Origin of the sequence: Nocardioides baculatus (assembly GCF_016735675.1) — a bacterium.
GTDB classification, from domain to species: Bacteria; Actinomycetota; Actinomycetes; order Propionibacteriales; family Nocardioidaceae; genus Nocardioides; species Nocardioides baculatus.
The window spans coordinates 39,442-64,909 of record NZ_JAERSG010000007.1; the positions used below are offsets into that span (position 1 = coordinate 39,442).

22 protein-coding genes are annotated in these 25,468 nt (G+C 71.3%); 16 read left to right on the forward strand and 6 right to left on the reverse strand.

The window, feature by feature from the left end; translation table 11 throughout:
* The 3 genes from mshB to JI751_RS19060 are packed head-to-tail and all read left to right on the forward strand — an operon-like array spanning position 1 to position 3,006.
* Positions 1–903 (forward strand): N-acetyl-1-D-myo-inositol-2-amino-2-deoxy-alpha-D-glucopyranoside deacetylase, encoded by a 903-nt coding sequence (gene mshB / locus JI751_RS19050; RefSeq protein WP_201940191.1) that lies wholly within the window; start codon positions 1–3, stop codon positions 901–903.
* Entirely contained in the window at positions 900–1,277 is a 378-nt protein-coding gene (locus tag JI751_RS19055; RefSeq protein ID WP_201940193.1) for a hypothetical protein, read from the forward strand. The genes mshB and JI751_RS19055 overlap by 4 nt, the downstream gene beginning before the upstream one ends.
* Positions 1,252–3,006, forward strand: a complete 1,755-nt coding sequence (locus JI751_RS19060) for a VanW family protein (protein WP_201940202.1) — start codon at positions 1,252–1,254, stop codon at positions 3,004–3,006. The genes JI751_RS19055 and JI751_RS19060 overlap by 26 nt, the downstream gene beginning before the upstream one ends.
* Before the next feature lie 23 nt (positions 3,007–3,029).
* On the opposite strand, the gene aspS is transcribed toward JI751_RS19060, so the two are convergent.
* Positions 3,030–4,271 carry an aspartate--tRNA(Asn) ligase gene (gene aspS / locus JI751_RS19065; RefSeq protein ID WP_236666593.1) on the reverse strand — a complete coding sequence of 414 codons (1,242 nt, stop codon included), beginning with the start codon at positions 4,269–4,271 and terminating at the stop codon, positions 3,030–3,032.
* A gap of 318 nt (positions 4,272–4,589) precedes the next feature.
* Between aspS and JI751_RS19070 the strand changes: the two genes are divergently transcribed.
* On the forward strand, positions 4,590–5,561 hold the full coding sequence (locus tag JI751_RS19070) for a DUF389 domain-containing protein (RefSeq protein WP_201940206.1): 972 nt from the start codon (positions 4,590–4,592) through the stop codon (positions 5,559–5,561).
* Here JI751_RS19070 and JI751_RS22030 read toward each other — a convergent pair.
* The gene (locus tag JI751_RS22030) at positions 5,543–6,454 is read right to left on the reverse strand and encodes a GNAT family N-acetyltransferase (protein WP_201940208.1); all 912 of its coding nucleotides are present in this window, start codon (positions 6,452–6,454) and stop codon (positions 5,543–5,545) included. The genes JI751_RS19070 and JI751_RS22030 overlap by 19 nt on opposite strands.
* A 66-nt stretch (positions 6,455–6,520) precedes the next feature.
* On the opposite strand from JI751_RS22030, the gene fdxA reads away from it, so the two are divergent.
* The 7 genes from fdxA (at position 6,521) to JI751_RS19110 (ending at position 13,903) form a co-directional block, all read left to right on the forward strand.
* Positions 6,521–6,847: a ferredoxin gene (gene fdxA / locus JI751_RS19080; protein WP_056604759.1), complete on the forward strand. Its 327-nt coding sequence runs from the start codon at positions 6,521–6,523 to the stop codon at positions 6,845–6,847.
* Complete coding sequence (gene dapC / locus JI751_RS19085; protein ID WP_201940210.1) at positions 6,847–7,950, forward strand: succinyldiaminopimelate transaminase; 1,104 nt, start codon at positions 6,847–6,849, stop codon at positions 7,948–7,950. The genes fdxA and dapC overlap by 1 nt, the downstream gene beginning before the upstream one ends.
* A gap of 218 nt (positions 7,951–8,168) precedes the next feature.
* The gene (locus tag JI751_RS19090; protein ID WP_201940212.1) at positions 8,169–9,155 is read left to right on the forward strand and encodes a LacI family DNA-binding transcriptional regulator; all 987 of its coding nucleotides are present in this window, start codon (positions 8,169–8,171) and stop codon (positions 9,153–9,155) included.
* Positions 9,156–9,159: 4 nt separating this feature from the next.
* A complete protein-coding gene (locus JI751_RS19095) occupies positions 9,160–10,461 on the forward strand; it encodes a sugar ABC transporter substrate-binding protein (protein WP_201940214.1) in 1,302 nt (433 codons plus the stop codon).
* Positions 10,462–10,501: 40 nt separating this feature from the next.
* The gene (locus JI751_RS19100; RefSeq protein ID WP_307814383.1) at positions 10,502–11,401 is read left to right on the forward strand and encodes a carbohydrate ABC transporter permease; all 900 of its coding nucleotides are present in this window, start codon (positions 10,502–10,504) and stop codon (positions 11,399–11,401) included.
* Complete coding sequence (locus JI751_RS19105; RefSeq protein WP_201940218.1) at positions 11,398–12,282, forward strand: carbohydrate ABC transporter permease; 885 nt, start codon at positions 11,398–11,400, stop codon at positions 12,280–12,282. Before JI751_RS19100 ends, JI751_RS19105 begins: the two co-directional genes overlap by 4 nt.
* Before the next feature lie 46 nt (positions 12,283–12,328).
* Positions 12,329–13,903: a glucoamylase family protein gene (locus JI751_RS19110; protein WP_201940220.1), complete on the forward strand. Its 1,575-nt coding sequence runs from the start codon at positions 12,329–12,331 to the stop codon at positions 13,901–13,903.
* 111 nt (positions 13,904–14,014) lie between these two features.
* On the opposite strand, the gene JI751_RS19115 is transcribed toward JI751_RS19110, so the two are convergent.
* Genes JI751_RS19115 through JI751_RS19125 form a run of 3 tightly spaced genes read right to left on the reverse strand, consistent with a single transcriptional unit; the run spans position 14,015 to position 16,498 of the window.
* Entirely contained in the window at positions 14,015–14,983 is a 969-nt protein-coding gene (locus JI751_RS19115) for a VldE C-terminal domain-containing protein (RefSeq protein WP_201940226.1), read from the reverse strand.
* Positions 14,984–14,991: 8 nt separating this feature from the next.
* Positions 14,992–15,933, reverse strand: a complete 942-nt coding sequence (gene dapD, locus JI751_RS19120; RefSeq protein ID WP_201940228.1) for a 2,3,4,5-tetrahydropyridine-2,6-dicarboxylate N-succinyltransferase — start codon at positions 15,931–15,933, stop codon at positions 14,992–14,994.
* 34 nt (positions 15,934–15,967) lie between these two features.
* Positions 15,968–16,498, reverse strand: a complete 531-nt coding sequence (locus JI751_RS19125; protein ID WP_201940230.1) for a DinB family protein — start codon at positions 16,496–16,498, stop codon at positions 15,968–15,970.
* A gap of 325 nt (positions 16,499–16,823) precedes the next feature.
* Between JI751_RS19125 and JI751_RS19130 the strand changes: the two genes are divergently transcribed.
* Positions 16,824–17,723 (forward strand): hypothetical protein, encoded by a 900-nt coding sequence (locus JI751_RS19130; protein WP_201940231.1) that lies wholly within the window; start codon positions 16,824–16,826, stop codon positions 17,721–17,723.
* Positions 17,724–18,126: 403 nt separating this feature from the next.
* The gene (ileS, locus tag JI751_RS19135) at positions 18,127–21,336 is read left to right on the forward strand and encodes an isoleucine--tRNA ligase (RefSeq protein WP_201940232.1); all 3,210 of its coding nucleotides are present in this window, start codon (positions 18,127–18,129) and stop codon (positions 21,334–21,336) included.
* A gap of 4 nt (positions 21,337–21,340) precedes the next feature.
* Here ileS and JI751_RS19140 read toward each other — a convergent pair whose 3' ends face one another.
* Positions 21,341–23,251 (reverse strand): PKD domain-containing protein, encoded by a 1,911-nt coding sequence (locus JI751_RS19140; RefSeq protein WP_201940233.1) that lies wholly within the window; start codon positions 23,249–23,251, stop codon positions 21,341–21,343.
* A gap of 88 nt (positions 23,252–23,339) precedes the next feature.
* Here JI751_RS19140 and dapE point away from each other — a divergent pair, with 88 nt between their 5' ends.
* Genes dapE through JI751_RS19155 form a run of 3 tightly spaced genes read left to right on the forward strand, consistent with a single transcriptional unit; the run spans position 23,340 to position 25,467 of the window.
* A complete protein-coding gene (gene dapE, locus JI751_RS19145) occupies positions 23,340–24,407 on the forward strand; it encodes a succinyl-diaminopimelate desuccinylase (protein ID WP_201940234.1) in 1,068 nt (355 codons plus the stop codon).
* A complete protein-coding gene (locus tag JI751_RS19150; protein WP_201940235.1) occupies positions 24,404–25,174 on the forward strand; it encodes an LOG family protein in 771 nt (256 codons plus the stop codon). The genes dapE and JI751_RS19150 overlap by 4 nt, the downstream gene beginning before the upstream one ends.
* A complete protein-coding gene (locus JI751_RS19155) occupies positions 25,171–25,467 on the forward strand; it encodes a DivIVA domain-containing protein (RefSeq protein ID WP_201940236.1) in 297 nt (98 codons plus the stop codon). Before JI751_RS19150 ends, JI751_RS19155 begins: the two co-directional genes overlap by 4 nt.
* Position 25,468 lies beyond the last annotated feature (1 nt).

Below are 25,468 nucleotides of genomic sequence, written 5' to 3' on the forward strand. Positions count from 1 at the left end.
ATGACCGACCACCGCATGCTGCTCGTCCACGCCCACCCCGACGACGAGTGCATCGGCACCGGCGCCACGATGGCGCGCTACGTCGACGAGGGCGTCGGCGTCACCCTCGTCACCTGCACCGCGGGTGAGATGGGCGAGGTGCTGGTGCCCGACCTGGCCCACCTCGCCTACGAGAAGGAGGGCGGTCTCGGTGAGCACCGCCGCGGCGAGCTCGACGAGGCGATGAAGGTCCTCGGCGTCACCGACCACCGCTTCCTCGGCGGCTTCGGCCGCTTCCACGACTCCGGCATGGCCTGGCACGAGGACGGCCACGCGATCGCGGCCGAGTCGATCCCGGACAACGCGTTCTGGACCGCGGACCTCAACGAGGCGGCCGATGAGCTGGTGAAGGTGATCCGCGAGGTCCGTCCGCAGGTGCTGGTCACCTACGACCAGTTCGGCGGCTACGGGCACCCCGACCACATCCAGGCCCACCGCGTCGCGATGTACGCCGCCCAGCTGGCGGCGGTGCCGTCCTACAAGCGCGACCTCGGCGAGGCGCACGACATCGCCAAGATCTACTGGACCGCGATGAGCGAGTCGCGGATGCGCGAGAGCCTCCGCAAGCTCCGCGAGTCCGGCGACACCGAGACCTTCAAGGGCATGGAGCCCGACGGCAAGCTGCCGCCGTTCGTGACCCCCGACGAGCTCATCAGCGCCCGCGTCGACGGCAGCGCCACGGTCGATCGCAAGATGGGCGCGCTGCGCCAGCACGCCACCCAGGTCGAGCAGGACGGGCACTTCTTCTCCGGCGCCGAGAGCGGCCACTCGTGGTGGTCCGACGAGTACTACCGCCTGGTCAAGGGCACGGCCGGACCCGTCGACGCCGACGGGTTCGAGGAGGACCTTTTCGCCGGGCTGTGAGGACGCTGCTCGCGGGGGCGGTCGGACTGCTCTCGGGGGCCGCCGGCACGCTGCTGCACCAGGAGTGGTGGGGGCTCGCGCTCGCCGTCGTCGCGGGCCTCGCGGCACTGAGCTGGCTGCCCCCCGGTGGCCTGCGCCTCGCGTTCGCCGTCGGCTGGTGCCTGGCGGTCGTGCGGGGCGCCGTCGAGCGCCCGGCCGGAGGATTCCTGATCGCCTCCGACGCGGCCGGGTGGTCCTGGCTGGCCGCCTCGTTCGTGCTGCTGCTGGGCGCGCTGGCGACGGTCCGCAGCGGCGCAACGCCGCGCCGCGGATCGGAGAGTTCGGGGACCTCTTACCTAGACTCGGTGCGTGGCGAAGAACCCCAGCAGCACTAGCGAGCAGCCCCGCGAGAAGGCCGGCGCCTCGGTCGTCGTGTGGCTCCTGCTCGGCCTCGGGGTGCTCTTCGGCGGGCTCTACGTCGCCGCCCACTACGTCGCCGGCGACAAGGTGCCGCGCAACACGACCGTCTCCGGCGTGCGCATCGGCGGGCACCCCCAGGCCGAGGCCGCCCAGCGTCTCGAGGCGGGCCTCGCCGACAAGGTCAACCGCGACATCGCCACCACGATCGAGGGCACGCCGGTCGCGATCGTCCCGGCCGAGGCGGGCCTCGCGGTCGACTACGAGGCGTCCGTCGCCGAGGCCGGCGGCGAGGAGAGCTGGGACCCCGTCCGGCTCTGGAACTACTTCACGGGCGGTGACACCTTCGAGGCGGAGGTGATCGTCGACGACACCGCCTTCCAGACCTACCTCACCGGCCTCGACGAGCAGCACGGCGCGACGGCTCGCGACGGGGCCGTCTCGTTCGACGGCGAGCGCGTGGTCGTGAAGAAGGCGCGCACCGGCGCCGCCCTCGACCCGGCCGACACCCTCGCCGCACTCCGTACGGCCTTCCTCGCGGACGAGCCCGGCGACGTCGCTCTCGAGATGGCCGACGTCGCCCCGGCGATCGACGCCGGCGACGTCGAGGAGGCCCTCGACGGCTTCGCCTCGCCCGCCGTCGCAGCGCCGGTGACGCTGAGCTTCGAGGGATCCGCCGTCAAGGTCTTCCCGGCCGACTACACCGCCGCCCTCAGCCTGGTGCCGACCGACGGCGAGCTGGTGCCCACCCTCGATGCCGCGAAGCTGTCCGAGGTGGTGGCGTCCAAGGTCACCCAGGGCGCACCGGTCGACGCGACCGTCACCCTCGTCAACGGCACGCCGCAGGTCGTGCCCGCCAAGCCGGGGGTCACCTTCGACGAGCAGCAGCTCGAGGCCGGCTTCCTGGAGGTGGTCGCGAAGCCGCAGGGCGAGCGGACGCTTGCGCTGACCGCGAAGGTCGCCGAGCCGGCGTTCACGACCAAGGACGCCCGCGCGCTCAAGATCCGCGAGCGGGTGTCGACCTTCACCACCTACTTCCCCTACGCGGAGTACCGCAACGTCAACCTCGGCCGGGCGGCCGAGCTGATCAACGGGACCGTGCTCAAGCCGGGGGAGACGTTCTCGCTCAACGGCATCGTGGGCGAGCGCACCGAGGCGAACGGCTTCACCAAGGGCTACATCATCAACGACGGCATCCTCGTGCAGGACCTCGGCGGCGGCGTCTCGCAGATCGCGACGACGACGTTCAACGCCATGTTCTTCGCCGGTCTCGAGGACGTCGAGCACAAGCCCCACTCTTTCTACATCGATCGCTACCCGATCGGTCGCGAGGCGACGGTGGCGTGGGGATCCGTGGACCTCCAGTTCAGGAACGACACCCCCTACGGCATCCTCATCTCGGCCAGCGTCACGCCGTCGACGCCGTCCACCTCGGGGGTGGCGACCGTGAGCATGTACTCCACGAAGTACTGGGACATCACCACCACCGTCGGCGAGCGCCACAACCTCACCGAGGCCAAGGTGCGCCGGATCGACACCCTCAAGTGCCACGCCAACGAGGGCTACGGCGGCTTCGACATCGACGTGGTGCGCTACTTCACGCCCGTCAACGGCAACACCGAGACCCGGGACGACGAGGTCTTCAGCACGACGTACACCCCCAGCGACACGGTGATCTGCACCAACCCCGACGCCGTCGACGAATAGCCGTCGACGACGCCGGACCGGACCTAGGGCGTCAGCCGGTGCAGGTCGCGCGGGAAGAGCGTGACCTCGCGGACGTTGGCCGCGCCGACCAGCCGGGCGACCCAGCGCTCCAGACCGATCGCGAAACCTCCGTGCGGCGGCATGCCGTGCCGGAACGCCTGGAGGTAGGCGGCGTACGTCGTCGGGTCCTCGCCGCGTGCCCGGATGGCCCGCTCGTAGTCCGACGGGCGGTGCAGCCGCTGGCCGCCCGTCACCAGCTCGAGCCCGCGGAAGAGCAGGTCGAAGCTGTTGGACCACCGGGCGTCGCCTGGCTGGGGATGGGTGTAGAACGGCCGCTTCGCCATCGGGTAGCCCTCGACGGCCACGAAGTCGCTGCCGTGCTCGGCCAGCGCCCACTCGCCGAGCGCCCGCTCGTGCTCGGGCGCCAGGTCAGGCTCGTCGGCGGGCGCGCCCACGAGCGCGAGGGCGTCGGCGAAGTGGATCACCGGGATCTCGTCGGGCACGACCGGCAGCCGGGCGGCTGACCGGTCCGCGAGCGACGGCTCGATCGACGCGACCATGCCGGCCAGCACCTCGCGCAGGACGGCCAGGACGTCGCGGTGGTCCTCGATGAAGCCGAGCTCCACGTCGAGCGAGCGGTACTCGGCCAGGTGGCGCACGGTGTCGTGCGGCTCGGCGCGGAACACCGGTCCGACCTCGTAGACCCGCTCGAAGACGCCGACGAGCTGCTGCTTGTAGAACTGCGGGCTCTGGGCGAGGTAGGCCGGTCGGCCGAACCAGTCGACCTCGAAGACCGACGAGCCCGACTCCGTCGCCGTCCCCACGATCTTCGGCGTGGCCACCTCGGTGAAGCCGAGTCCGTCCAGCGTCGAGCGGAAGCCGCGCAGCGACGCGGTCGCCAGCTCCCACCGTGCCCGCTGGGCGGGGTGCCGCCAGAGGACGGGTGCGTGGTCGAGCAGCGTGGGCAGCGACGCGTCCAGCGACGGGCGCCACAGCTCGACCGGCGGGGTGGCGGCCGGTTCGGTCAGCAGCTCGACGACCGCGTCGGTCACCTCGACGCCGCCGGGCGCCTGGGCGTTGGCGGTCGCGGTGCCGGTGACCCGCACGGTCGTCTCCTCCGGCGGGACCGGCGTACCGGCAGGCAGGACCACCTGCGCCAGGCCGCTGCGGTCGCGCAGCACGAGGAAGGTGACCCGCGACAGCTCACGTCGGCGGTGCACCCACCCCTCGAGCGTGACGGTCGAGCCGGGATCGGCGGTGGCCAGGTGGCGGCAGAGCGTGCGAGCCCCCGTTGGTCGAGGAGGTCGCGCAGCGACCGTCTCGAGACCGGGCTCTGAGGGGACGGGTGGTCTCATCAATACCTCCAGGTGGATGGGGCCCTGGAGGTGTGGGCGGGGGCAAGGTCGCGGTGCCACCACACCTTCGCCGGCTCGAGCCGGCCTCTCGTCGGTGTACGCCGGACGCGCGGACGGCCGTGTCGCTGCTGGCGTGCAGGAGGGGTGTCAGGCCTCACGGTCGTCGCCACCATGGTGGACCGCCACCGCCGCGCGTCTCAACCGATTTCCACGTCGTAGGGTCCACGCATGCTGCTGCACCTGCGGCTCACCGTGCCGAGCGAGCTGAGCGACGACGTCGTCGACCTGCTCGCCCACGAGAACCGCTCCGCCAACCTGACCCTCAGCCCCGGCGCCTCCCTGTCGCCCCCGGGAGACCTCGTCGAGTGCGACGTCGCACGCGAGCTCGCCGGGGAGATCATCGGCAGGCTCAAGGCGCTCGGCCTCCACGAGTCGGGCGGCATCCTCGTCACCACTCCGACGAGCACGCCCTTCGCCGCAGCGCGACGCCTGGAGCGGGTGGCCCCGGGCGACCCCGACGACGCGGTCGTCTGGGACGCCGTCATCGAGCAGTGCTACGCCGCCAGCCGGCCGACGGTGTCCTACTACCTGTTCTTCGTGCTGGCCACGCTGCTCGCGTCGATCGCCGTCATCACCGACTCGGCGGTGCTGGTGGTCGGCGCGATGGTCGTCGGTCCGGAGTTCGGCACGGTCGCGGCGATCGCGACGGGTCTGGTGTTCGGCCGGTTCGGTCTCAGCGGCAAGGCCCTGCGGTTGCTGGTCTCCGGGGTGGTGGTGTCGGTCGTGGTCGTCGCCCTGCTCAGCCTCGTCGCGGGCCTCACCGGACTCATCACCGCCGACATGGTCACCCGCCCGCGCCCCCAGACCGGCTTCATCTGGCACCCCGACCGGTGGTCGTTCATCGTCGCCCTCATCGCCGGTGCGGCCGGCGTGCTCGCCATGACGACGGCGCGCGCCAACGCCATGGTCGGCGTCTTCATCTCCGTCACGACGATCCCCGCGGTGGGCAACTTCGCCCTCGCGCTCGGCGTCTGGGCGCCGTCGGAGATCCGCGGCTCCGCGGCCCAGCTCGGCGTGAACATCGGCGGGATGGTGGTCGCCGGGATGGCCGTCGTCGTGCTCCAGCGCCTGCTGTGGGTGCGTACCCTCGCCGCCGCGCAGCGGCTCTTCGCCCGGTCGGGTCAGGACGCGAACAGGTAGCGGTTGGTGTGGTGGGTGGTGAAGCCGTGCCGCTCGTAGAGCGCGATCGCCCCGGTGTTCACGACCTCGACGTGCAGGAGCGCCGTCGTGGCGCCGAGGGAGGCGCCCCAGTCGAGGAGCTCCGCGAGGACCGCCGTCGCCAGACCGTGGCGACGATGGGCCCCGTCGACCGCGACGGACTCGATGAGCAGCCAGTCGCCGGACAGCACCCCGCGACCGGTCGCCGCGCCGTCGGCGAGTGACACGGAGGCGTCCCGGGGTGACTCCTCGAGCGCTGCCTCCACGCGGGGCGCCACGGCGCGCACCGACCGCAGCGCCCGCGCGACCGAGGCCAGCTGGGCGTGGGCGTCGCCGTCGCCGTCGCCGGTGGAGGCGAAGCCGAGCGGGAGCAGCCTCTGCTCGACCACGGACCCGCGCTGGACCTGGAGGATCGGCGGCTGGTCGAGCGCGTCGTAGAAGCGGCGTACGCCGAAGGCCGCGTCCGCCCAGCCGATCCCCGGATCGCGCATCGCGAGGGCCGAGTTGCCCCGCCGCCGCAGCCGGCCGCCGTGCGGGGGAGAGGCGCGGAGCAGCCAGTCGCCCAGCGGCTCGGTCGAGATCGTCGACCAGAGCGCGTTGATGTGCTCCTCGACCTCGTGCGGGTCGACGCGCGCCCGGACCGACGCGCGTGGCGGCACCGGCTTGCCGGTGACCACGTCGCGGAGCGCGATGGTGACGGGTCCGTGCCCGTCGCGGTCGACGGTCAGGGTGTCGGCGCCCCACGCCGTACAGACGCCGAGGACGTCGGTCGCCGAGCCGTCCGGGAGCCGGTGGCGTACGACGATGCGCTGGCCGACGACGTGCGGCCCGAGGGAGTGCTGGCCCACTGGCTGGGGTTCTGCCGTGTCGGACACCTCCCGGATACTAGAGTGATCCGCGTTCGATCCCCATCCGTGCTCCCCGCTCCTCAGGAGGACCTGGTGACCTACGTCATCGCCCAGCCGTGCGTCGACCTCAAGGACCGCGCGTGCGTCGACGAGTGCCCTGTCGACTGCATCTACGAGGGCAAGCGGATGCTCTACATCCACCCCGACGAGTGCGTGGACTGCGGCGCCTGTGAGCCGGTCTGCCCCGTCGAGGCGATCTTCTACGAGGACGACACCCCGGAGGAGTGGAAGGGCTACTACGACGCCAACGTCCACTTCTTCGACGACCTCGGCTCGCCCGGTGGCGCCGCCAAGATGGGCGTCATCGACAAGGACCACGAGCTCGTCGCCGCGCTGCCCCCGCAGGAGCACGACGAGTGATGTCCCAGCCGGTCTCCGGCCGGCTCCCGGACTTCCCCTGGGACAAGCTCACCGACCATGCCGCGACGGCACGGTCGCACCCCGACGGCGTCGTCGACCTCTCGGTCGGCACGCCCGTCGACCCGACGCCCGAGGTCGTGCAGCAGGCGCTGCGCGACGCGGCCGACTCGCCGGGCTACCCCACGACCATCGGTCTCGAGACCACGCGTCAGGCGGCGATCGACTGGCTGGCGCGCCGACACGGTGTCACGGGACTCGGCCTCGACGGCGTCCTCCCGGTCATCGGCTCCAAGGAGCTCATCGGCTCGATGGCGCTGCACCTCGGCATCGGGCCGGGTGACCTCATCGGCTACCCCGCGCTCGCCTACCCGACGTACGAGGTCGGCGCGGCGCTCGCCGGCGCCGAGAGCCTGGCGACCGACTCGCTGACCGCGTTCGGCCCGCGCACCCCGCGGCTGCTGTGGCTCAACAGCCCGGCCAACCCGAGCGGCCGCGTGCTGCCGCTCGACCACCTGCGCAAGGTCGTCGAGTGGTGTCGCGAGCGCGGCACGATCCTGGTCTCCGACGAGTGCTACATCGAGTGCGCGTGGGAGGGGGAGCGGCCGCTCTCGATCCTCGACCCGCAGGTCAGCGGCGGCTCGCACGACGGGCTCCTGGCCGTGCACTCATTGTCCAAGCGCTCCAACCTCGCCGGCTACCGCTGCGCCTTCGTCGCCGGTGACCCCGCCCTGGTCGGCGAGCTCCTCGCCGTCCGCAAGAACCTCGGGCTGCAGATGCCCGGCCCCCAGCAGCGCGCGATGATCGCCGCCCTGGAGGACGACGAGCACGTCGAGCGCCAGCACGCGACCTACGCCGCCCGTCGTACGCAGCTCAAGCGCGCGCTCGAGTCCGCCGGGTTCCGGATCGACCACTCCGAGGCGTCGCTCTACCTCTGGGCGACGCGGGACGAGGACTGCTGGACCACGGTCGCCGACCTCGCCCAGCAGGGCATCCTCGTGGCACCCGGCGACTTCTACGGCGCCGCCGGCCGGCAGCACGTCCGGGTCGCGTTCACCGCCACCGACGAGCGCGTCGCCGCCGCGGTCGCCCGCCTCTCCGCCTGAGGCGTCCCGGCCCGAACTCGGAGGGCGAGTCGGACACATGGAGGCCGTTGCAACGCCCTCCAAGTGACGGACTCCCCGCACGAGCGGGGACTCATGCAACGCCCCACGACACGCCCGGGCGACCCGGCGGGGGTTGACACATCCGTGTGACCGACGGCACGGTGTAACCGGTTTCAGTAACCGGTTTCACACACATCTCGGGCTCGAGGAGGTGCACCATGGCGTCGACCATCCGTGACGTCGCGAGGAGCGCAGGCGTTTCCATCGCGACCGTCTCCCGGGCAATGCGCGAGCCCTCGATCGTCAGCGTCGAGACGCTCCGGCGGGTGCGCGCCGCGGCCGACGAGCTCGACTACACGCCCTCCCAGCTGGGCCGCCAGCTCGCCGAGCGCCGCCACGGCGCCAACGGCATCGTCTTCCCCGACCTCTCGGGTCCCTACTACGGCGAGGTCGTCGTCGGCTACGAGGACGTCGCGTCCGAGCTCGGCCGCGCGGTGCTCATCCTCGCCACCCACGGACGGCCCGCCGCCCGCGAGATGATCACCCGCCTCGCCGGTCGCTGCGACGGCCTCGTGGTCCTCGGGCACACGGTGTCGGACGAGGCGCTCCTCGAGCTCGCGGAGCGCGGGGTGCCGCTGGTGACCGTGGCGCGTCCGCCGGTCGCCGGTGTGGACTCGGTCGCTGCCGAGAACCACCGCACCGCCTTCGCCCTCGCCACCCACCTGGCCGACTCGGGCGCCCGGTCGGTCGTGTTCCTCGGCAACCCGGACCGCTCGCCCGACGTCACCGAGCGTCGTGCCGGACTGTTCGCCGGCGCGCGGGAGGTCGGCCTGGAGGTCAGCGAGCTGCGCGTCGAGACCATGGACGAGCAGGGTGGCGCGGTCGCCGCGGAGCACCTCTGCCAGCAGCCCGCCCTCCCCGACGCCATCGCGTGCGCCAACGACGAGCTGGCACTCGGCCTGATGACCGCCCTGCGCGAGCGTGGCGTCGTCGTGCCCCGCGACGTGCTCGTCACCGGCTGGGACGACGTCATGGCCGCCCGCTATGCCGAGCTGACCACCGTGCGCCAGCCCCTGCGCGACCTCGGGGCCACCGCCGCCCGCTTCCTCGACGACCTGATCGCCGGCCGCCGGGCCGAGCCGCGCATCGAGGTCCTCCCCACCGAGCTCATCGTTCGATCCAGCAGTTCCCCCCGCGAAAGGTAAGGACATGACCACCCCCACCGCCACACGCTTCCGACGCACCGCACGTGCGGGCGCGATCCTCGGGCTCGCCTCGCTGGCGCTCGTGGCCTGCGGCCGCGACTCCGGCAGCGACGCCCCCGTCGAGCAGGGTGAGGCCATCGGAGACGGCAAGGCCACCGGGACCATCGAGGTCTGGGCCATGGGCACCGAGGGCGAGGTCCTCGACGACTTCTCCGAGGCCTTCACCGAGGAGAACCCCGACGCGAAGATCGAGGTCACCGCGGTCCCGTGGGAGAGCGCCCACGAGAAGATCGCCAACGCGATCGCCGCCGGCGAGACCCCCGACGTGACGCTCGTCGGCACGACCTGGATGGGCGAGTTCGCCGAGTCCGGCGGCCTCGAGCCGCTTCCCGAGGACCTCGTCGACCCGGCCGCCTTCTTCGACGGCGCCTGGGGCAGCACCGAGGTGGGCGGCACGTCCTACGGCGTGCCGTGGTACGTCGAGACGCGCGTCCTCTACTACCGCAAGGACCTGGCCCAGAAGGCCGGCTGGGACGAGGCCCCTGCGTCGTGGGACGAGCTCAAGCAGTTCACCCAGGACCTCCAGACCAAGGGCGGCGCCGAGTACGGCATCCAGCTGCCCGCCGGCGGCACCGGCTCGTGGCAGACGATGCTCCCCTTCGCCTGGTCCAACGGCGTCGGCGTGACCAACGACGACGGCACCGAGTACACCCTCGACAGCCCCGAGATGGTCGAGGCGCTGGACTACTACAAGTCCTACTTCGACGAGGGCATCTCCCCGACCCGGCTGCTCGACGCCGGTGAGCTCGAGAGCGGGTTCGCCGACGGCACCTACGGCTCGTTCATCTCCGGCCCGTGGCACACCGGCCTGGTGGAGGACCAGGGCGTCACCGAGGACCAGTACGGCGTCGCGGTCCTGCCCGGCGTCGACAGCGCCGGCGGTACGTCGTTCGTCGGCGGCGGCGACCTCGCCGTGTTCTCCGACTCCGACAACAAGGAGAGCGCCTGGAAGTTCGTCCAGTGGCTCGCCGACCCCGCCACCCAGCAGGGCTTCTACGACGAGATGGGCGACCTGCCAGCCGTGTCGGAGGCCTGGGACAGCGGTGAGCTCTCCGAGGACCCGCAGCTGACCGTCTTCGGCGAGCAGCTCGACAACGCCCTCGCCCCGCCGGCCGTGCCGACGTGGGAGGAGGTCGCCACCGTGATCGACGGTGAGGTCGAGAAGGCCACGAAGGGTGACACCTCGGTCGAGGACGCGGTGGCCGAGATGCAGCGCCAGGCCGAGCAGATCGGCACCGGCCTCTGACATGAGCACCATCTCCCCGAGCACCGACAGGGTCAGGCACGTGGACCCCACGCGGCGGCAGCAGGCTGTCGCCGCGTGGGCGCTCGCGCTGCCCTTCGTGCTGCTGTTCGTGGTGTTCAGCCTCGGGCCCGTGCTCGCGAGCCTGGGGATGAGCTTCACCGACATGCGGCGTACCGACATCCGCGACCCGTTCGCGGTCAACCCGGTCGGGCTCGACAACTACGTCCAGCTCGTCCAGGACCCGCTCTTCCGCAAGGTCACCCTCAACACCCTGCTCTACCTGCTCCTCGGCGTCCCGGCGACCATGGCGGTCGCCCTCCTGGTCGCCGTCGGGATCAACCGGGTCGAGCGGTTCAGCGGGTTCCTGCGGGTCGGCTACTACCTCCCGGTCGTGACGAGCATCGTCGCGGTCTCGGTCGTGTGGAAGTTCCTCTACCGCGACAACGGCGGCCTCTTCAACACGGTGCTCGGCTGGGTCGGGATCGACGGTCCCGGCTGGCTCGACAGCACCACGCTGGCGCTGCCGTCGCTCGTCCTGATGGCCGTGTGGCGCAACTTCGGCACGCTGATGGTCATCTTCCTGGCCGGCCTCCAGACCATCCCGCAGGAGGTCGACGAGGCGGCCGAGGTCGACGGCGCCAGCGGGTGGGCGCGGTTCCGCCACATCACCCTGCCGATGCTGCGACCGACGCTGCTGTTCGGCGCGGTCATCACCGGCCTCGGCTACCTCCAGTTCTTCGAGGAGGCGTTCGTGATGACCAAGGGCGGTCCGCTCGACTCGACCCGGTCCGCCACCTACTTCACCTTCGACCAGTTCGGCTTCGGCAACTACGGGTACGCGGCGGCCGCCAGCTACCTGCTGTTCCTCGCCGTCGTGCTCCTCACGTGGGTGCAGTTCCGCTGGCTGGGCGAGCGCGACGAGAAGGGAGCCACGCGATGAGCACGCTCACCGCAGAGAAGCAGGCGGCACCGCCGAAGGCTCCGGCGTCCCGCGACGGAGGGGAGTGGCGTCGTACGCCGGGATGGCTCTATGCCGTGCTCTTCGTCGGGCTGTTCCTCGTCGTCATCCCGTTCGTCTGGATGCTGCTCTCGAGCCTCAAGCCCGAGGCCGAGGTGCGCTCCGTGCCGCCGACCTGGTGGCCCGAGACGATCACCCTCGACAACTACGAGACGCTGTTCACCAAGCTCGACTTCCCGACGTACTTCATGAACTCGGCGATCGTCGCGCTGGCCGTCACGGCCGGCAACATGGTCTTCTGCTCGATGCTCGGCTACGCGCTGGCCAAGCTCGACTTCCCCGGCAAGAAGGCGCTCTTCGCGATCGTGCTGGGCACCTTGATGATCCCCGGCGTCGTGACCTTCGTGCCGCTCTTCGTGCTCACCACCAACATCGGGCTGTCCAACTCCCTGATCGGGATGATCCTGCCCTTCCTGGCCGGCCCGTTCGGCGTCTTCCTGATGCGCCAGTTCATCCAGTCGCTGCCCGACGAGCTCATCCAGGCGGCCCGCATCGACGGCGCCGGGGAGCTGAGGATCTTCTTCTCGGTGATCCTGCCGCTCTGCGGCCCCGCGCTCGCGACGCTCGGGATCCTGACGTTCCTCACGTCGTGGAACAACTTCCTGTGGCCGCTCGTGGTGGCGCAGACCGAGGACAAGTACACGCTCCCGGTCGCCCTCGCGCTCTACTCCGTCGGCCAGAACGCCACGCAGTACGGACTCCTGCTCGCCGGCTCGGTCGTCGTCGTGCTGCCCGTGCTCGCCATCTTCCTGGTCCTGCAGCGCCACATCATGCAGGGCATCGCCATGACCGGAATCAAGTAGGACCCCCACCACCGACGCCCCTGCTCGGGCAAGGAGGCACCACCCCATGAAGATCCGTCCCCCCGTCGCGCTCGCCGCGACCGCGGCCCTCGCAGCCGCCGCCCTGGCGGTCCAGCCGCTGGCGCCGGCGACCGCCGGCGACCGCACCCCGACCGGCACCCGCGCCGTCCTGCAGGAGTACATGGCGGACAGCTGGGAGTCGATGGCTGCGATGACCGACGAGACCACCGGCCTCCCGGCCGACAACATCGGCGGTGACCTCGACGCGTCCAGCCGCAGCGGCTACACCTCGCCGACCAACATCGGCGCCTACCTGTGGAGCACGGTCGCGGCCCGCGACACCGGACTGATCTCGCGTCGCGAGGCGCGCGAGCGGGCTCGTACGACGATCGAGACCGTCGCCGGCATGGAGAAGCACGAGCCGTCCGGCATGTTCTTCAACTGGTACGACCCCGCGACCGGCGACAAGCTCGACGTCTTCCCCGGCGGCGGCCCGATCGAGCAGTTCGCCTCGAGCGTCGACAACGGCTGGCTCGCGACCGGCCTGCTCCTGACCGAGCGGGCGATCCCGGCGCTCAAGCACCAGGCGGCGGCCATCCGCGAGCAGATGGACTTCGGCTACTACTACAACCCGGCCGAGGGCATCCGGAAGGAGCCCGGCAGCGACGCCCCCGTGGGTGGCCAGATCCGCGGCGGCTTCTGGGTCGACCCGCCGTCGGGCTGCTCCGTCGCGGACAACTACCGAGGCGGCGAGGACGTCTACTACACCTGCCACCACTACGGGTCGTTCAACACCGAGCCGCGCATCGCCTCCTACCTCGGCATCGCCGCGGGCCAGATCCCGGCCAGGCACTACTTCGGCACGCTGCGCACCTTCCCGCCGACCTGCGACTGGTCGTGGACCGAGACGAAGCCGAGCGGCGAGTGGCACACCTACGAGGGCATCGACGTCTTCGAGGGCACGCTGCCCTACCGCGGCCACCAGCTGGTGCCGACGTGGGGCGGCAGCATGTTCGAGGCGCTGATGGTGCCGCTGTTCGTGCCCGAGGAGACGTGGGGCGCCCGCTCGTGGGGCGTGAACCACCCCCTCTACGTCAAGGCCCAGATCGAGCACGGCATGGACGAGGCCGGCTACGGCTACTGGGGCTTCTCCCCGTCCAACGACCCGGCCGGCGGCTACCGCGAGTACGGCGTCGACCAGCTCGGCATCGACGGCCCGGGCTACACCTCCGACCAGGAGCGGACCTCCTGGGAGCAGGCCTACGAGGGCTGCCCGGACCGCGCCGGCACGCCCGCCCCGACGGCGTACGGCGACGGAGTGGTCACCCCGCACGCGTCGTTCCTGGCCCTGCGCTACGCCCCCGACGAGGCGCTCGCGAACCTGGCGAAGCTGCGGGAGAACTTCGACGCCTACGGCCCCGGCGGCTTCTACGACGCCGTCGCCGTCCGCTCGGGCACGGTCTCGAAGAAGTACCTCGCCCTCGACCAGGGCATGGTCGTCGCGGCGCTCGGCAACGCCCTCGCCGGCGACTCGCTGCGGAAGTACGTGAGCCGTGGTGCCCTGTCCGACAAGGTCCGACCGCTCATGGAGGAGGAGGTCTTCACCTCGAAGGCCCGCTGAGACCTCACCCCTCGCTGGTTGAGGTGCGAGCGCAGCGAGCCTCGGAACCACGCTCCCAGGCGCAGGTTTCGAGGCTCGTCGCTGGCGCTCCTCGCACCTCGACCAGCGACGTCAGTCGAAGACGTCGACGTGCACGTGGTCCCGGTGCTCCAGGATCTGCTGGTCGCCCCGTGACGAGGACGGCACCCGGTAGTCCGTCCAGCCGTCACCGGAGCGCGAGCCGGCGTGCCAGATCCGGTCGTCGAAGATCAGTGTCCTGATGTCGAGCCGGTCGGCGTTGGCCACGAGGTAGGTCGCCATCGCCCAGCCGCGCTGCTTGTTCTCCGCGGTGATCGGTCGGTAGAAGATGTCGATCGCGCGTCCTTCGTAGTGCGCGGATCCCTCCATGTGACCGCTCGAGACGCCCTCCGGCTCGAAGCCGCCGAGCGACAGAGCGCCGAATCGCGCCTCGACGTCCTCGCGCACGACCGCGGCACGGGCGACCAGGCCGGCGTCATCGAGGTCGTCGGAGTCCTCGTCCGCGTCACCCGGGACGTCGCACCACATCGCCTGCGGCGAGTTGCCGGTGAGGGCCGAGGCCAGGGCGCGGCCGTCCTCCTCGTGGTCGGCGTACGCATCGGGGTAGGCCGAGCGCTGCACCGCCTGCGCCGCCTCGGTGATCTCCATCTCGCGGTAGCCGTCGATCTTCTCGAGCGCGTCGTAGAAGGCGTTGGTCGCGTAGACCGGGTCCATGAGCTGCGCGATCGTGCCCCAGCCCTGCGAGGTGCGCTGCTGGAAGAGGCCGACGGAGTCGCGGTCGCCGTACTCGATGTTGTAGAGCTTGGACTCCTGGAAGGCCGTCGCGAGCGCGATGCTCGCCGCGCGTGCGGGCATGCCGCGCTCGATCGAGATGGCGGTGATCAGCGCGGCGTTCTCGGCCTGCTCGAGGTCGATCTCGACCCGGTGGCCGTCGACCTCGGCGGTGCACCCGCTCGTGTCGAGGATCGACGGCACGCCGCCGCGGTCGACGAGGACGAAGGTGGTGGCGACGGCACCCAGGGCCACCACCGCCCCGATGGTGACCGTCCGCAGGGACGGCACGGCCGCCCTCAGTTGGCGTGCAGTGCCGCGTTGAGGGCGATGCCGGCGCCGTCCGACCCGCCCTTCCACGGCACGGCCTCGATGGCGCCGCTGACCGAGTTGCGGCGGAACAGGATGTTGTCGACGCCCGAGAGGGTGGCCGCCTTGACGACCTGCGGCTTGCCGTCGAGGTCGGTGACGGTGACCTTGGTGCCGGCGGTGACGTAGCAGCCGGCCTCGACCACGCAGTCGTCGCCGAGCGAGATGCCGATGCCGGAGTTGGCGCCGAGGAGGCAGCGCTCGCCGATCGAGATGACCTCCTTGCCGCCACCGGACAGGGTGCCCATGATCGACGCGCCGCCGCCGACGTCCGAGCCGTCGCCCACGACGACGCCGCCGGACACCCGGCCCTCGACCATCGAGGCGCCGAGCGTGCCGGCGTTGAAGTTCACGAAGCCCTCGTGCATGACGGTGGTGCCCTCGGCGAGGTGTGCGCCGAGCCGGACGCGGTCGGCGTCGCCGATGCGGACGCCGGTGGGCAGGACGTAGTCGACCATGCGGGGAAACTTGTCGACGCCGAACACCGTGACGTGCGCACCGCTGGCGCGCAGCCGGGCGCGGGTGGCCTCGAAGCCCTCGACCGCGCACGGACCGGCGGAGGTCCACACGACGTTGGTGAGCAGGCCGAAGATCCCGTCCAGGTTCTGGCCGTGCGGCTTCACCAGTCGGGTCGAGAGCAGGTGCAGCCGCAGCCACACGTCCTCGGTCGACGACGGTGCCGCGTCGAGGTCCTCGATCTCGACCAGCCGTACCTCGCGCCGTACGCCGCGGAGGTCGTCGTCGCCCTCCAGCGCGGTCAGCTCGGCCGGCGCGTCACCCTCGGTCGCGCCGAGCACGGGGGAGGGGAACCAGGCGTCGAGGACGGTGTCGTCAGCGAGGGTGAGGAGGCCGTAGCCGGAGGCAGCAGTCACCCCACCAGCCTACGGATGCGACCCATTCCCGACCTCACTGGCCGGTGCGGCCGTCGACGCACTCCCGCACCAGGTCGGCGTGCCCGCAGTGGCGGGCGTACTCCTCGATCATGTGCACGATGATGTCGCGCACCTCGGTGGGCTCGCCGTGCACGTCGACGACGGCGTCGAGGTCGGTGCGGTCCAGCACCTCGCGGGCGTAGGCGATCTCGGCCTCCCACAGGTCGTGCGCCTCGCGGACGAGGTCGTCGTCGGCGTCGGGGAAGTCGAACCCGCCGTCGTCGTCCTGGAACAGGCGCGGGATGTCCATCCGCTCCTCGATCACCCGGCGGAACCAGCTCTGCTCGACCCGCGCCATGTGCCGCACCAGCCCGAGCAGCGAGATGTTGGACGGCGGCACCGCCCTGGTCGCCAGCTGCCGGGCGTCGAGCCCGTCGCACTTGAGCGCCAGCGTGCCGCGGTAGTGCTCGAGGTAGCCCACCAGGCACTCCTTCTCCCCACGAGTCGGCCCTTCCTGCATCCGCGGGTCCTGGTCCTGGGGCAGCCACATGCCGTCGAAGTTCATGGGCGCCACCCAACCGTGGGCGTGGCGGAGTAGTCCAGTGGGATTCGGTCGTCCGCCGTCGGTAGTCCAGTGAGGGATGGCTGTCCGGAAGGGGTTGCGGCAGCCAACCTTCACTGGACTACCCCGGTCCTCGAACTTGCTCTGTGGACAGCCGGTACGCCCTCGCCAGCGCGGGAACGCTCCACGCGTGTTCACCCCACCGCCCTTCCATCCGCGCCGACCGAGGCTGGTCGCGCCCGTCAGGTGTGATGCGGCCGGTCTGCTCGGCCCGACCCGGGGCCAGGCCCGCGGCCCGCGATGGCGTACGACCGGGTGCGGGCTCGTCGTGCCTGCCGACGTACCGCAGACACCCGACCAGCGGGCGGTCGAGGCGGCAGCGGTGCTGAAGGACGATGAGGCCGTCACTGGTTGGGCGGCACTGCGCTGGCTCGGCGGCACCTGGTTCGACGGGACCTTCGGCGGCGTCCGGCTTCGGCCGGTGACGGTCGTGGCGCGGAGGAACGTGCGGGCGCAGACCGGCTTCGCGGTCAGTCAGGAGTTCCTGCACCCCGACGAGATCGAGGTCGTCGATGGTCTCGCGGTGACGATGGCTGTCCGGTCCGTGACCTACGAGATGCGGTACGCCGACGGGCTGGGCGCGGCTATCGAGGCGATCGACATGGCCTGCTACTCCGACTTGGTCAGCATTGCCGAGGTGACCGCGTACGTCGGTCGGCTGGGTCCGGTCACCGGCGTCCAGCAGGCGCGTGACGCGCTGCTCGAGGCCGAGGAGAACTCGTGGTCGCCGCGCGAGACCGGAATGCGTGGCATCTGGACGCGACGAGCCGCCCTGCCGCGGCCGAGGTGCAACGTGCCGGTCTTCACCCTCGACGGCCACCATCTGGGGACTCCCGACCTGATCGATCCGCTCACCGGGCTCGTCGGGCTCTACCACGGCGACAGCCACCTCAGCCTCGTCGGCGCCTCGAAGGACAACCGCCAGGATGCGGACTTCCGCGACGTCGGTTTGGAGCCCGTTGCCATGTTCGCCACGGACTGGCACGACCTCGGTGCCTTCACCCGTCGGTTGCTCGCCGCGGCGGCCCGCGCTCGTCGTCGTACCGGCGAACGTGGCTGGACCATCGACCCGCCGCCCTGGTGGACACCGACCGACACCGTTGCCCGGCGGCGGGCGCTGGCCGACTGGCAGCGGGACCGTTACCTCCGCTACCGCGACGCTGCCTGACCGCAGGGTCGGTCGGGGTGCCTCTCGCCCACCCGGCCGGGGTAGTCCAGTGAGGGATGGCTGTCCGGAAGGGGTTGCGGCAGCCATCCCTCACTGGACTACCGCGGCGGGACGGCCAATTCCCGGTGGACTACCCGGCAGGGGGCAGGGCGGGGCCGGAACCAATTGGCGGGCGCGCCCGCGGTCGCCGTACGATCGCGGCAGGCGTCTGAGCCGTCATCAGCGGTGAGCCTCGGGAAGAACGGGTACGGCGATCCGGCCGCGGCCCCAGTAGAACCCGACGGGTACGGCCCGACACAGCCGCAACGAAGCGGGGATCCGAGGGATCCCAAGCGAGGTGGTACCGCGGTCAGCCGATCGTCCTCGTGGAGACACCCCACGAGTCGAGAGTCGAGCCAGCCAGATGACGTACCCCAAGGTCAGCCACACGGACGCGACCACGGTCGCGAGCAGCCCACGCTTCCCGGCGATCGAGGAGGCGGTGCTCGCGTACTGGGAGTCCGACGACACCTTCCGCGCGAGCGTCGAGCAGCGTGCCGCCGGTGACGACGGCAGCAACGAGTTCGTCTTCTACGACGGCCCGCCGTTCGCCAACGGCCTGCCGCACTACGGCCACCTGCTCACCGGCTACGTCAAGGACCTGATCCCGCGCTACCAGACGATGCGCGGGCACAAGGTCGAGCGCCGGTTCGGCTGGGACACCCACGGCCTGCCGGCCGAGCTCGAGGCGATGCGGCTCAACGGCATCAAGACCACCGACGAGATCGTCGAGCTGGGCATCGAGAAGTTCAACGAGGCGTGCCGCCAGTCGGTGCTGAAGTACACCGGCGAGTGGCGCGACTACGTCACCCGCCAGGCGCGCTGGGTCGACTTCGACAACGACTACCGCACCATGAACCCGGAGTTCATGGAGTCGGTCATGTGGGCCTTCAAGCAGCTCCACGAGAAGGGCCTGGTCTACGAGGGCTTCCGGGTGCTGCCCTACTGCTGGCAGGACGAGACGCCGCTCTCCAACCACGAGCTGCGGATGGACGACGACGTCTACCAGATGCGGCAGGACCCGGCCGTCACCGTCGGGTACGACGTCACGACCGACGGCCCGATGAAGGGCGTCAAGGTCCTCGTCTGGACGACGACCCCCTGGACGCTGCCGAGCAACCTCGCGGTCATGGTCGGCGAGGACATCGACTACGTCGTCGTGGAGTCCGACGGACCCACCGGCGCCACCGAGCGCTACCTCATCGCCGAGGCCCGCCTGGCGTCGTACGCCCGCGAGCTCGGCGACGACCCGGACGTCACCTGGCGCGGCACGGGTGCCGACCTGATCGGCCTGGAGTACGCCCCGCCGTTCAGCTACTACGCGGGCCACGCGAAGGCCTTCCGTCTGGTCCCGGCCGAGTTCGTCACGACCACGGACGGCACGGGGCTGGTCCACACCGCCGGCGCCTTCGGTGAGGACGACAAGGTCGTCACCGACCGCGAGGGCATCGAGGCCGTCATGCCGGTCGGCAAGGACGGGCGGTTCACGTTCCCGGTCGCCGACTACGAGGGCCTGCAGGTCTTCGACGCCAACCTCCAGATCATCGACCACCTCAAGGCCGCCACCAACGGCAGCGGCGAGACGGGCTCCGTCACACCCGGCACCGTGCTGGTCCGCCGCGAGACGTACGACCACTCCTACCCGCACTGCTGGCGCTGCCGGCAGCCCCTGATCTACAAGGGCGTCTCGTCGTGGTTCGTCGAGGTGACCAAGGTCAAGGAGCGGCTCATCGCGCTCAACCAGGACATCCGCTGGGTGCCCGACCACATCAAGGACGGCCAGTTCGGCAAGTGGCTGGAGAACGCCCGCGACTGGTCCATCACCCGCAACCGCTTCTGGGGCAGCCCGGTGCCGGTGTGGAAGTCGGACGACGAGCACTACCCGCGCGTCGACGTCTACGGCTCGTTCGAGGACATCGAGCGCGACTTCGGCCGGCTGCCGGTCGACAAGGACGGCAACCCCGACCTCCACCGCCCCTTCGTCGACGACCTGACGCGACCCAACCCGGACGACCCCACGGGGAAGTCGACGATGCGCCGCGTCACCGACGTCCTCGACGTGTGGTTCGACTCGGGCTCGATGAGCTTCGCTCAGGTGCACTACCCGTTCGAGAACAAGGACTGGTTCGACAACCACTTCCCGGGCGACTTCATCGTCGAGTACATCGGCCAGACCCGCGGCTGGTTCTACACGATGCACGTCCTGGCCGGTGCGATCTTCGACCGCCCGGCGTTCTCGACGTGCCTCAGCCACGGCATCGTCCTGGGCAACGACGGCCAGAAGATGTCGAAGTCGCTGCGCAACTACCCCGACGTCCGCGAGGTCTTCGACCGCGACGGCGCCGACGCGATGCGCTGGTTCCTCATGTCGAGCCCGATCCTGCGCGGCGGCAACCTCGTCGTCACCGAGCAGGGCATCCGCGACTCGGTGCGGCAGGTGCTGATCCCGCTGTGGAACAGCTGGTCGTTCTTCAGCCTGTACGCCAACGCGGCGGGCGGCGGCAGCGGCCACGAGGCCACCTGGCGGACCGACAGCGCGGACCCGATGGACCGCTACATCCTGGCCAAGCTGCGCGACTACGTCGCCGCGATGACCGACCAGCTCGACAACTACGAGGTGGCCGCGGCGTGCGACTCGACGCGCAGCTTCCTCGACGTGCTGACCAACTGGTACATCCGGCGCTCGCGCGAACGCTTCTGGGACGAGGACGCCGACGCCTTCGACACCCTCTACACGGTGCTCGAGGTCGTCTGCCGGGCCACCGCGCCGCTGATGCCGCTCACGACCGAGGAGGTTTGGCGCGGTCTCACCGGCGAGCGCTCGGTGCACCTCACCGACTGGCCGTCGGCCGACGACCTGCCGGCCGACGACGCGCTCGTCGCGGCGATGGACGCCGTCCGTGACGTCTGCTCCGCGGGCTCCGCGCTGCGCAAGGCCGCCAACCTGCGCAACCGCCTGCCCCTGCAGTCACTCACCGTCGTCGTGCCCGACGCGTCGGGTCTCGCCGGATTCGACCGCCTCGTGGCCGACGAGCTGAACCTCAAGGAGGTCCGGCTCCTCGACCTCGACACCCCCGAGGCGGCGTCGTACGGCGTCGAGCAGCGGCTCACCGTCAACGCCCGCGCGGCCGGTCCGCGCCTCGGCAAGGACGTGCAGCTCGCCATCAAGGGATCGAAGACCGGCGACTGGTCAGTCGCCGACGACGGCACCGTGACCTCGGGCGGGCTCGCGCTGGTCGAGGGGGAGTACGCCCTCGACACCGTCGCGGGTGACGCGTCCGGTGGTACGGCGACCGGCGTGCTGCCCCGCGGCGGCTTCGTCGTGCTCGACACCGAGGTGACGCCCGAGCTCGAGGCGGAGGGCACCGCCCGCGACCTGGTGCGCGCGGTCCAGCAGGCCCGCAAGGACGCCGGCCTCGCCGTCTCCGACCGCATCGCGCTCACGGTCTCCGCGCCGGCGGACGTCCTCGACGCGGCCCGGACCCACGAGGCGCTGCTCACCGAGGAGACGCTCGCGACCTCCGTGACCTACGCCGACGCGGCCGAGGTGGGCGTGGCGGTGGCGAGGACCTGAGAGGTCAGCGCACGACCCGGAGGCGGAAGCTCGCCTTCGGGCTGGTGCCGACCGCGTTCTTCGCCGTCACCACGACCTTCCAGCGTCCCGGAGCGAGCACCTTGCGGGCCGAGAGGCGGGCACGGATCGTCACGCGGTTGCGGCCGGCGTCCAGCTTCTTCACCAGCGTGACCCGCTTGCTCCCCGCCTTGCGGAAGGTGAAGGTCACCTTCGCGGCGGTGTTGAGGGTGATCGTGGCCCTGGCCTTCTTCGCCACGCGGGCGTCGGAGCCGACGGCGCGGATCTTCTTCGGGCTGAGCCGTGCCCGGTCGATGAACGGCCTGATCCGGGTCGTCGCCCGGCAGGTGAAGGTGCTCGTGTAGGAGCAGGCCGTCGCGTTGCCGACGCTGTCGGTGAGCACGACCCGCACCGGCCTGGTGCCGGTCGTGCCGGCGTACGACACCGAGGTCCCGCTCGCGGTGGTGCCGTCGGGAAAGGTCCAGCGGGCCGACGCCACCCGCGACCACACGTCGTGCGCCGTCACGGAGAACGCCCGGCCCCGGGCGGCGATGCGCGAGGTCGTCCCGGTGATCCCGGTGACGACCGGACCGGCGGCGTCGAGGCCGCGGGCCTGGACGATCCAGCCCGCGTCTGCCTTGCGCGACCAGGCGGCGGTGACGTTGCCGGACGGGTCGACGGCGACCTGCGGGTGCTGGGCATCGCCACGCGCAGACAGCTCGATCGGCTCGGACCACTCACCCTGCGCCGGGCGGCGCGCGGCCTCGATGACGCGCCCACCGGCCAGGTCGCGTGCCCAGATGGCGGTGGCGTTGCCGGCGAGGTCGACCGCGACCTGCGGGTCCCACGAGTCGTCCGCGGGGGCGGACAGCAGGACCGGGGCGCTCCACGCGCCCCCGGCCGGTCGCGACGCGCTCGTGACGACCCACCCGGAGCCGTCGTTCTGCTGCCAGAGCGCGGTGGTGTTGCCCTGCCGGTCGACGGCGATCGCTGGGGTGTCGAAGACGTCCCCGCTCACGAGGTCGAGAGGAGCGGTCCATGCCCCGCCGGGAGCGCGCGAGGCGGTCTGCACGCCGTACGCGCCTCCCGCGAAGCTGCCCCACACCGCGGTGGCGGTGCCGGACGGGTCGACCACGACCCGCGGGTTGGCGCGCGGCCCGGCGGCCGCGGAGAGCTGGACGGGCGCGCTCCACGCGCCGCCCGCGGGGCGGGTGGCTGCCTGGAGCGTGGCCCCGGCGGACCACACGGCCGTCGCGTTGCCGGCGGGGTCGACGGTGACGTCGGTCGTACGGGCCGGGCTGCCGGCAGGCGACAGGTCGACCGGGGTGCTCCACGTGCCGTCGGCGGCCTGGGTGGAGGTCTGGACCGTGAAGCGCCACGGCTGGCCGGGCACCGCCTCGAAGCGGGACCACGTCGCGGTCGCCACGCCGGTCGGGTCGACGGCCACCTGCGGCACGTCCGGCTGCGAGCTCAGGTCACGGCTCGGGTCGCTCGACAGGGTGACCGGCTCGCTCCAGGTCCCGCTCGCGGAACGTGACGAGGCCTGCACCACGCTGCGGTCGAGCTCGGAGCTCCGCCACACGGCGGTCGCGCCACCCGAGGGGGCGACGGCGACCTGCGCGAAACCGATCTGGGCACCCGTGGCGATCACCACCGGCGCGCTCCACGTGCCTCCGACGGGCCGGTAGGACGTCTCGACGATGGTGCGGGTGCCGTCGTAGCGCGACCAGACGACGGTCGAGCTTCCGGCGGCGTCGGTGCCGATGGACGGCGTCTGGGCTCCGGGTGCCGAGAGGTCGGCGAAGAGGTTGGTGACCGGGCGCCAGGTCGGCGCCGCGCCGGCCGGTGGCGTGACGAGAGCTGCACCCAGCAACGCCGTCACGATCACCAGGACCAGTCGTGTGATGACCCGTGTCATTGAAGTTCCCCCATGCTCTCGACGCCGGTGTGCCCGGGCGCGCCACACCCTATGACGCAGCGGAGGGCCTGCTGGTTGTATTGACGCCATGAAGCTCGACCTGACCGCCGACGTCGTCACCCTCACCCAGCAGCTCGTCGACATCGAGTCGGTCTCCCACCACGAGCAGGAGATCGCCGATGCGGTCGAGGCCGTGCTGGCGACCCTCGGACACCTGACGGTGACCCGCCGCGGCCACACGCTGGTGGCGCGCACCGAGCTCGGCCGGGGCGAGCGGGTCGTCATCGCCGGACACATCGACACCGTCCCGCTCAACGACAACCTGCCCTCGCGCCTCGAGGACGGCATCCTCCACGGCCTGGGCAGCTGCGACATGAAGGGCGGCGACGCGGTGATGCTCAAGCTCGCCGCCGACCTCACCGAGCCCAACCGCGACCTCACCTTCGTCTTCTACGAGGCCGAGGAGGTCGACTCCGTCCACAACGGCCTGCGCAAGCTCACGGAGAGCGACCCCGCCCTGCTCGAGGCCGACTTCGCGATCCTCATGGAGCCCAGCAACGCCGCCGTCGAGGCCGGCTGCCAGGGCACGATGCGCGTCGACGTACGCACGACCGGCGAGCGTTCGCACAGCGCGCGGAGCTGGAAGGGCGTCAACGCCATCCACCTCGCCGCACCCGTGCTGGCCCGGCTCAACGACTACGTCGCCCGCCAGCCCGAGATCGACGGCCTGACCTACCACGAGGGCCTCAACGCCACCGGCATCCGGGGCGGCGTCGCCGGCAACGTGATCCCCGACGAGTGCGTCGTCGAGGTCAACTTCCGCTTCGCCCCCGACCGCAGCGAGGCCGACGCCGAGGCGTTCGTCCGCGACTTCTTCGAGGGGTACGACGTCACGGTGACCGACATCGCCGCAGGGGCGATGCCCGGCCTCGACCGCCCGGCGGCGAAGGAGTTCCTCCAGGTCGTCGGCGGGCAGGTCGGGCCGAAGTTCGGCTGGACCGACGTCGCACAGTTCACCAAGCTCGGGATCCCGGCGGTCAACTTCGGCCCCGGCGACCCGATGTTCGCGCACAAGCAGGACGAGCACGTGCCCACCGAGCACATCGAGCGGTGCGAGCGCATCCTGAAGGACTGGCTGACGGGGGACACGGCATGAGCGACGACACGCACCGCCGGGTCAAGGGCCGCGAGATCGAGCGACGTGGCCAGGTGCGGGAGGGCAGCACCACCGACCAGCGCCTGCTCGACTCCCGCGGACCCACGGACTGGGTGCACACGGATCCGTGGCGGGTGCTCCGCATCCAGTCGGAGTTCGTCGAGGGGTTCGGCTCGCTGGCCGAGCTCGGCCCGGCGATCGCGGTCTTCGGCTCCGCACGGACGCCGACCGACCACCCGTTCTACGCCATCGCGGAGGAGGCCGGCCGCAAGCTGGCCGAGGCCGGCTTCGCGGTCATCACCGGCGGCGGTCCGGGCGCCATGGAGGCCGCCAACAAGGGGGCGTGCGAGTCGGGCGGGGTCAGCGTGGGGCTCGGCATCGAGCTGCCCTTCGAGTCCGGGCTCAACCAGTGGGTCGACAAGGGCATCAACTTCCGTTACTTCTTCGCCCGCAAGACGATGTTCGTGAAGTACTCCCAGGGCTTCGTGGTGCTGCCCGGCGGCCTCGGCACGCTGGACGAGCTGTTCGAGGCGCTCACGCTCGTGCAGACGCAGAAGGTGACGTCGTTCCCGATCGTGCTGATCGGCACGGCCTACTGGAAGGGCATGTTCGACTGGCTCCGCGAGACGGTGCTCGCCGAGGGCAAGATCAACGCCACGGACCTCGACATGATGGTCGTGACCGACGACGTCGACGAGGCCGTGGCGCTGATGGTGGCGGCCCGCGAGGACCGCTGGCCCACTCCGGCACCGGGGCGTCCCGAATGATGTGGCTGTTCGCGATCCTGATCGTCCTCGCCATGGCCGGGGTCGCGGTCGTCGCGTCCGGCCGCGGCGGGTCGATGGCACCGGCCTACGACGACCGCCCCGACCTCGACCTGCCCGCCGACCGTCCCCTCGCCGCGCGCGACCTGCGGTCCGTACGGTTCCCGCTCGCGGTCCGTGGCTACCGGATGTCCGACGTCGACGAGCTGCTCGCGCGGTTGGCGACGGAGCTCGAGGACCGGGGCGGACCGGACGAGGGCGGGCCGACCACGTCTGGCGACCGCGACCCCGGCTAGG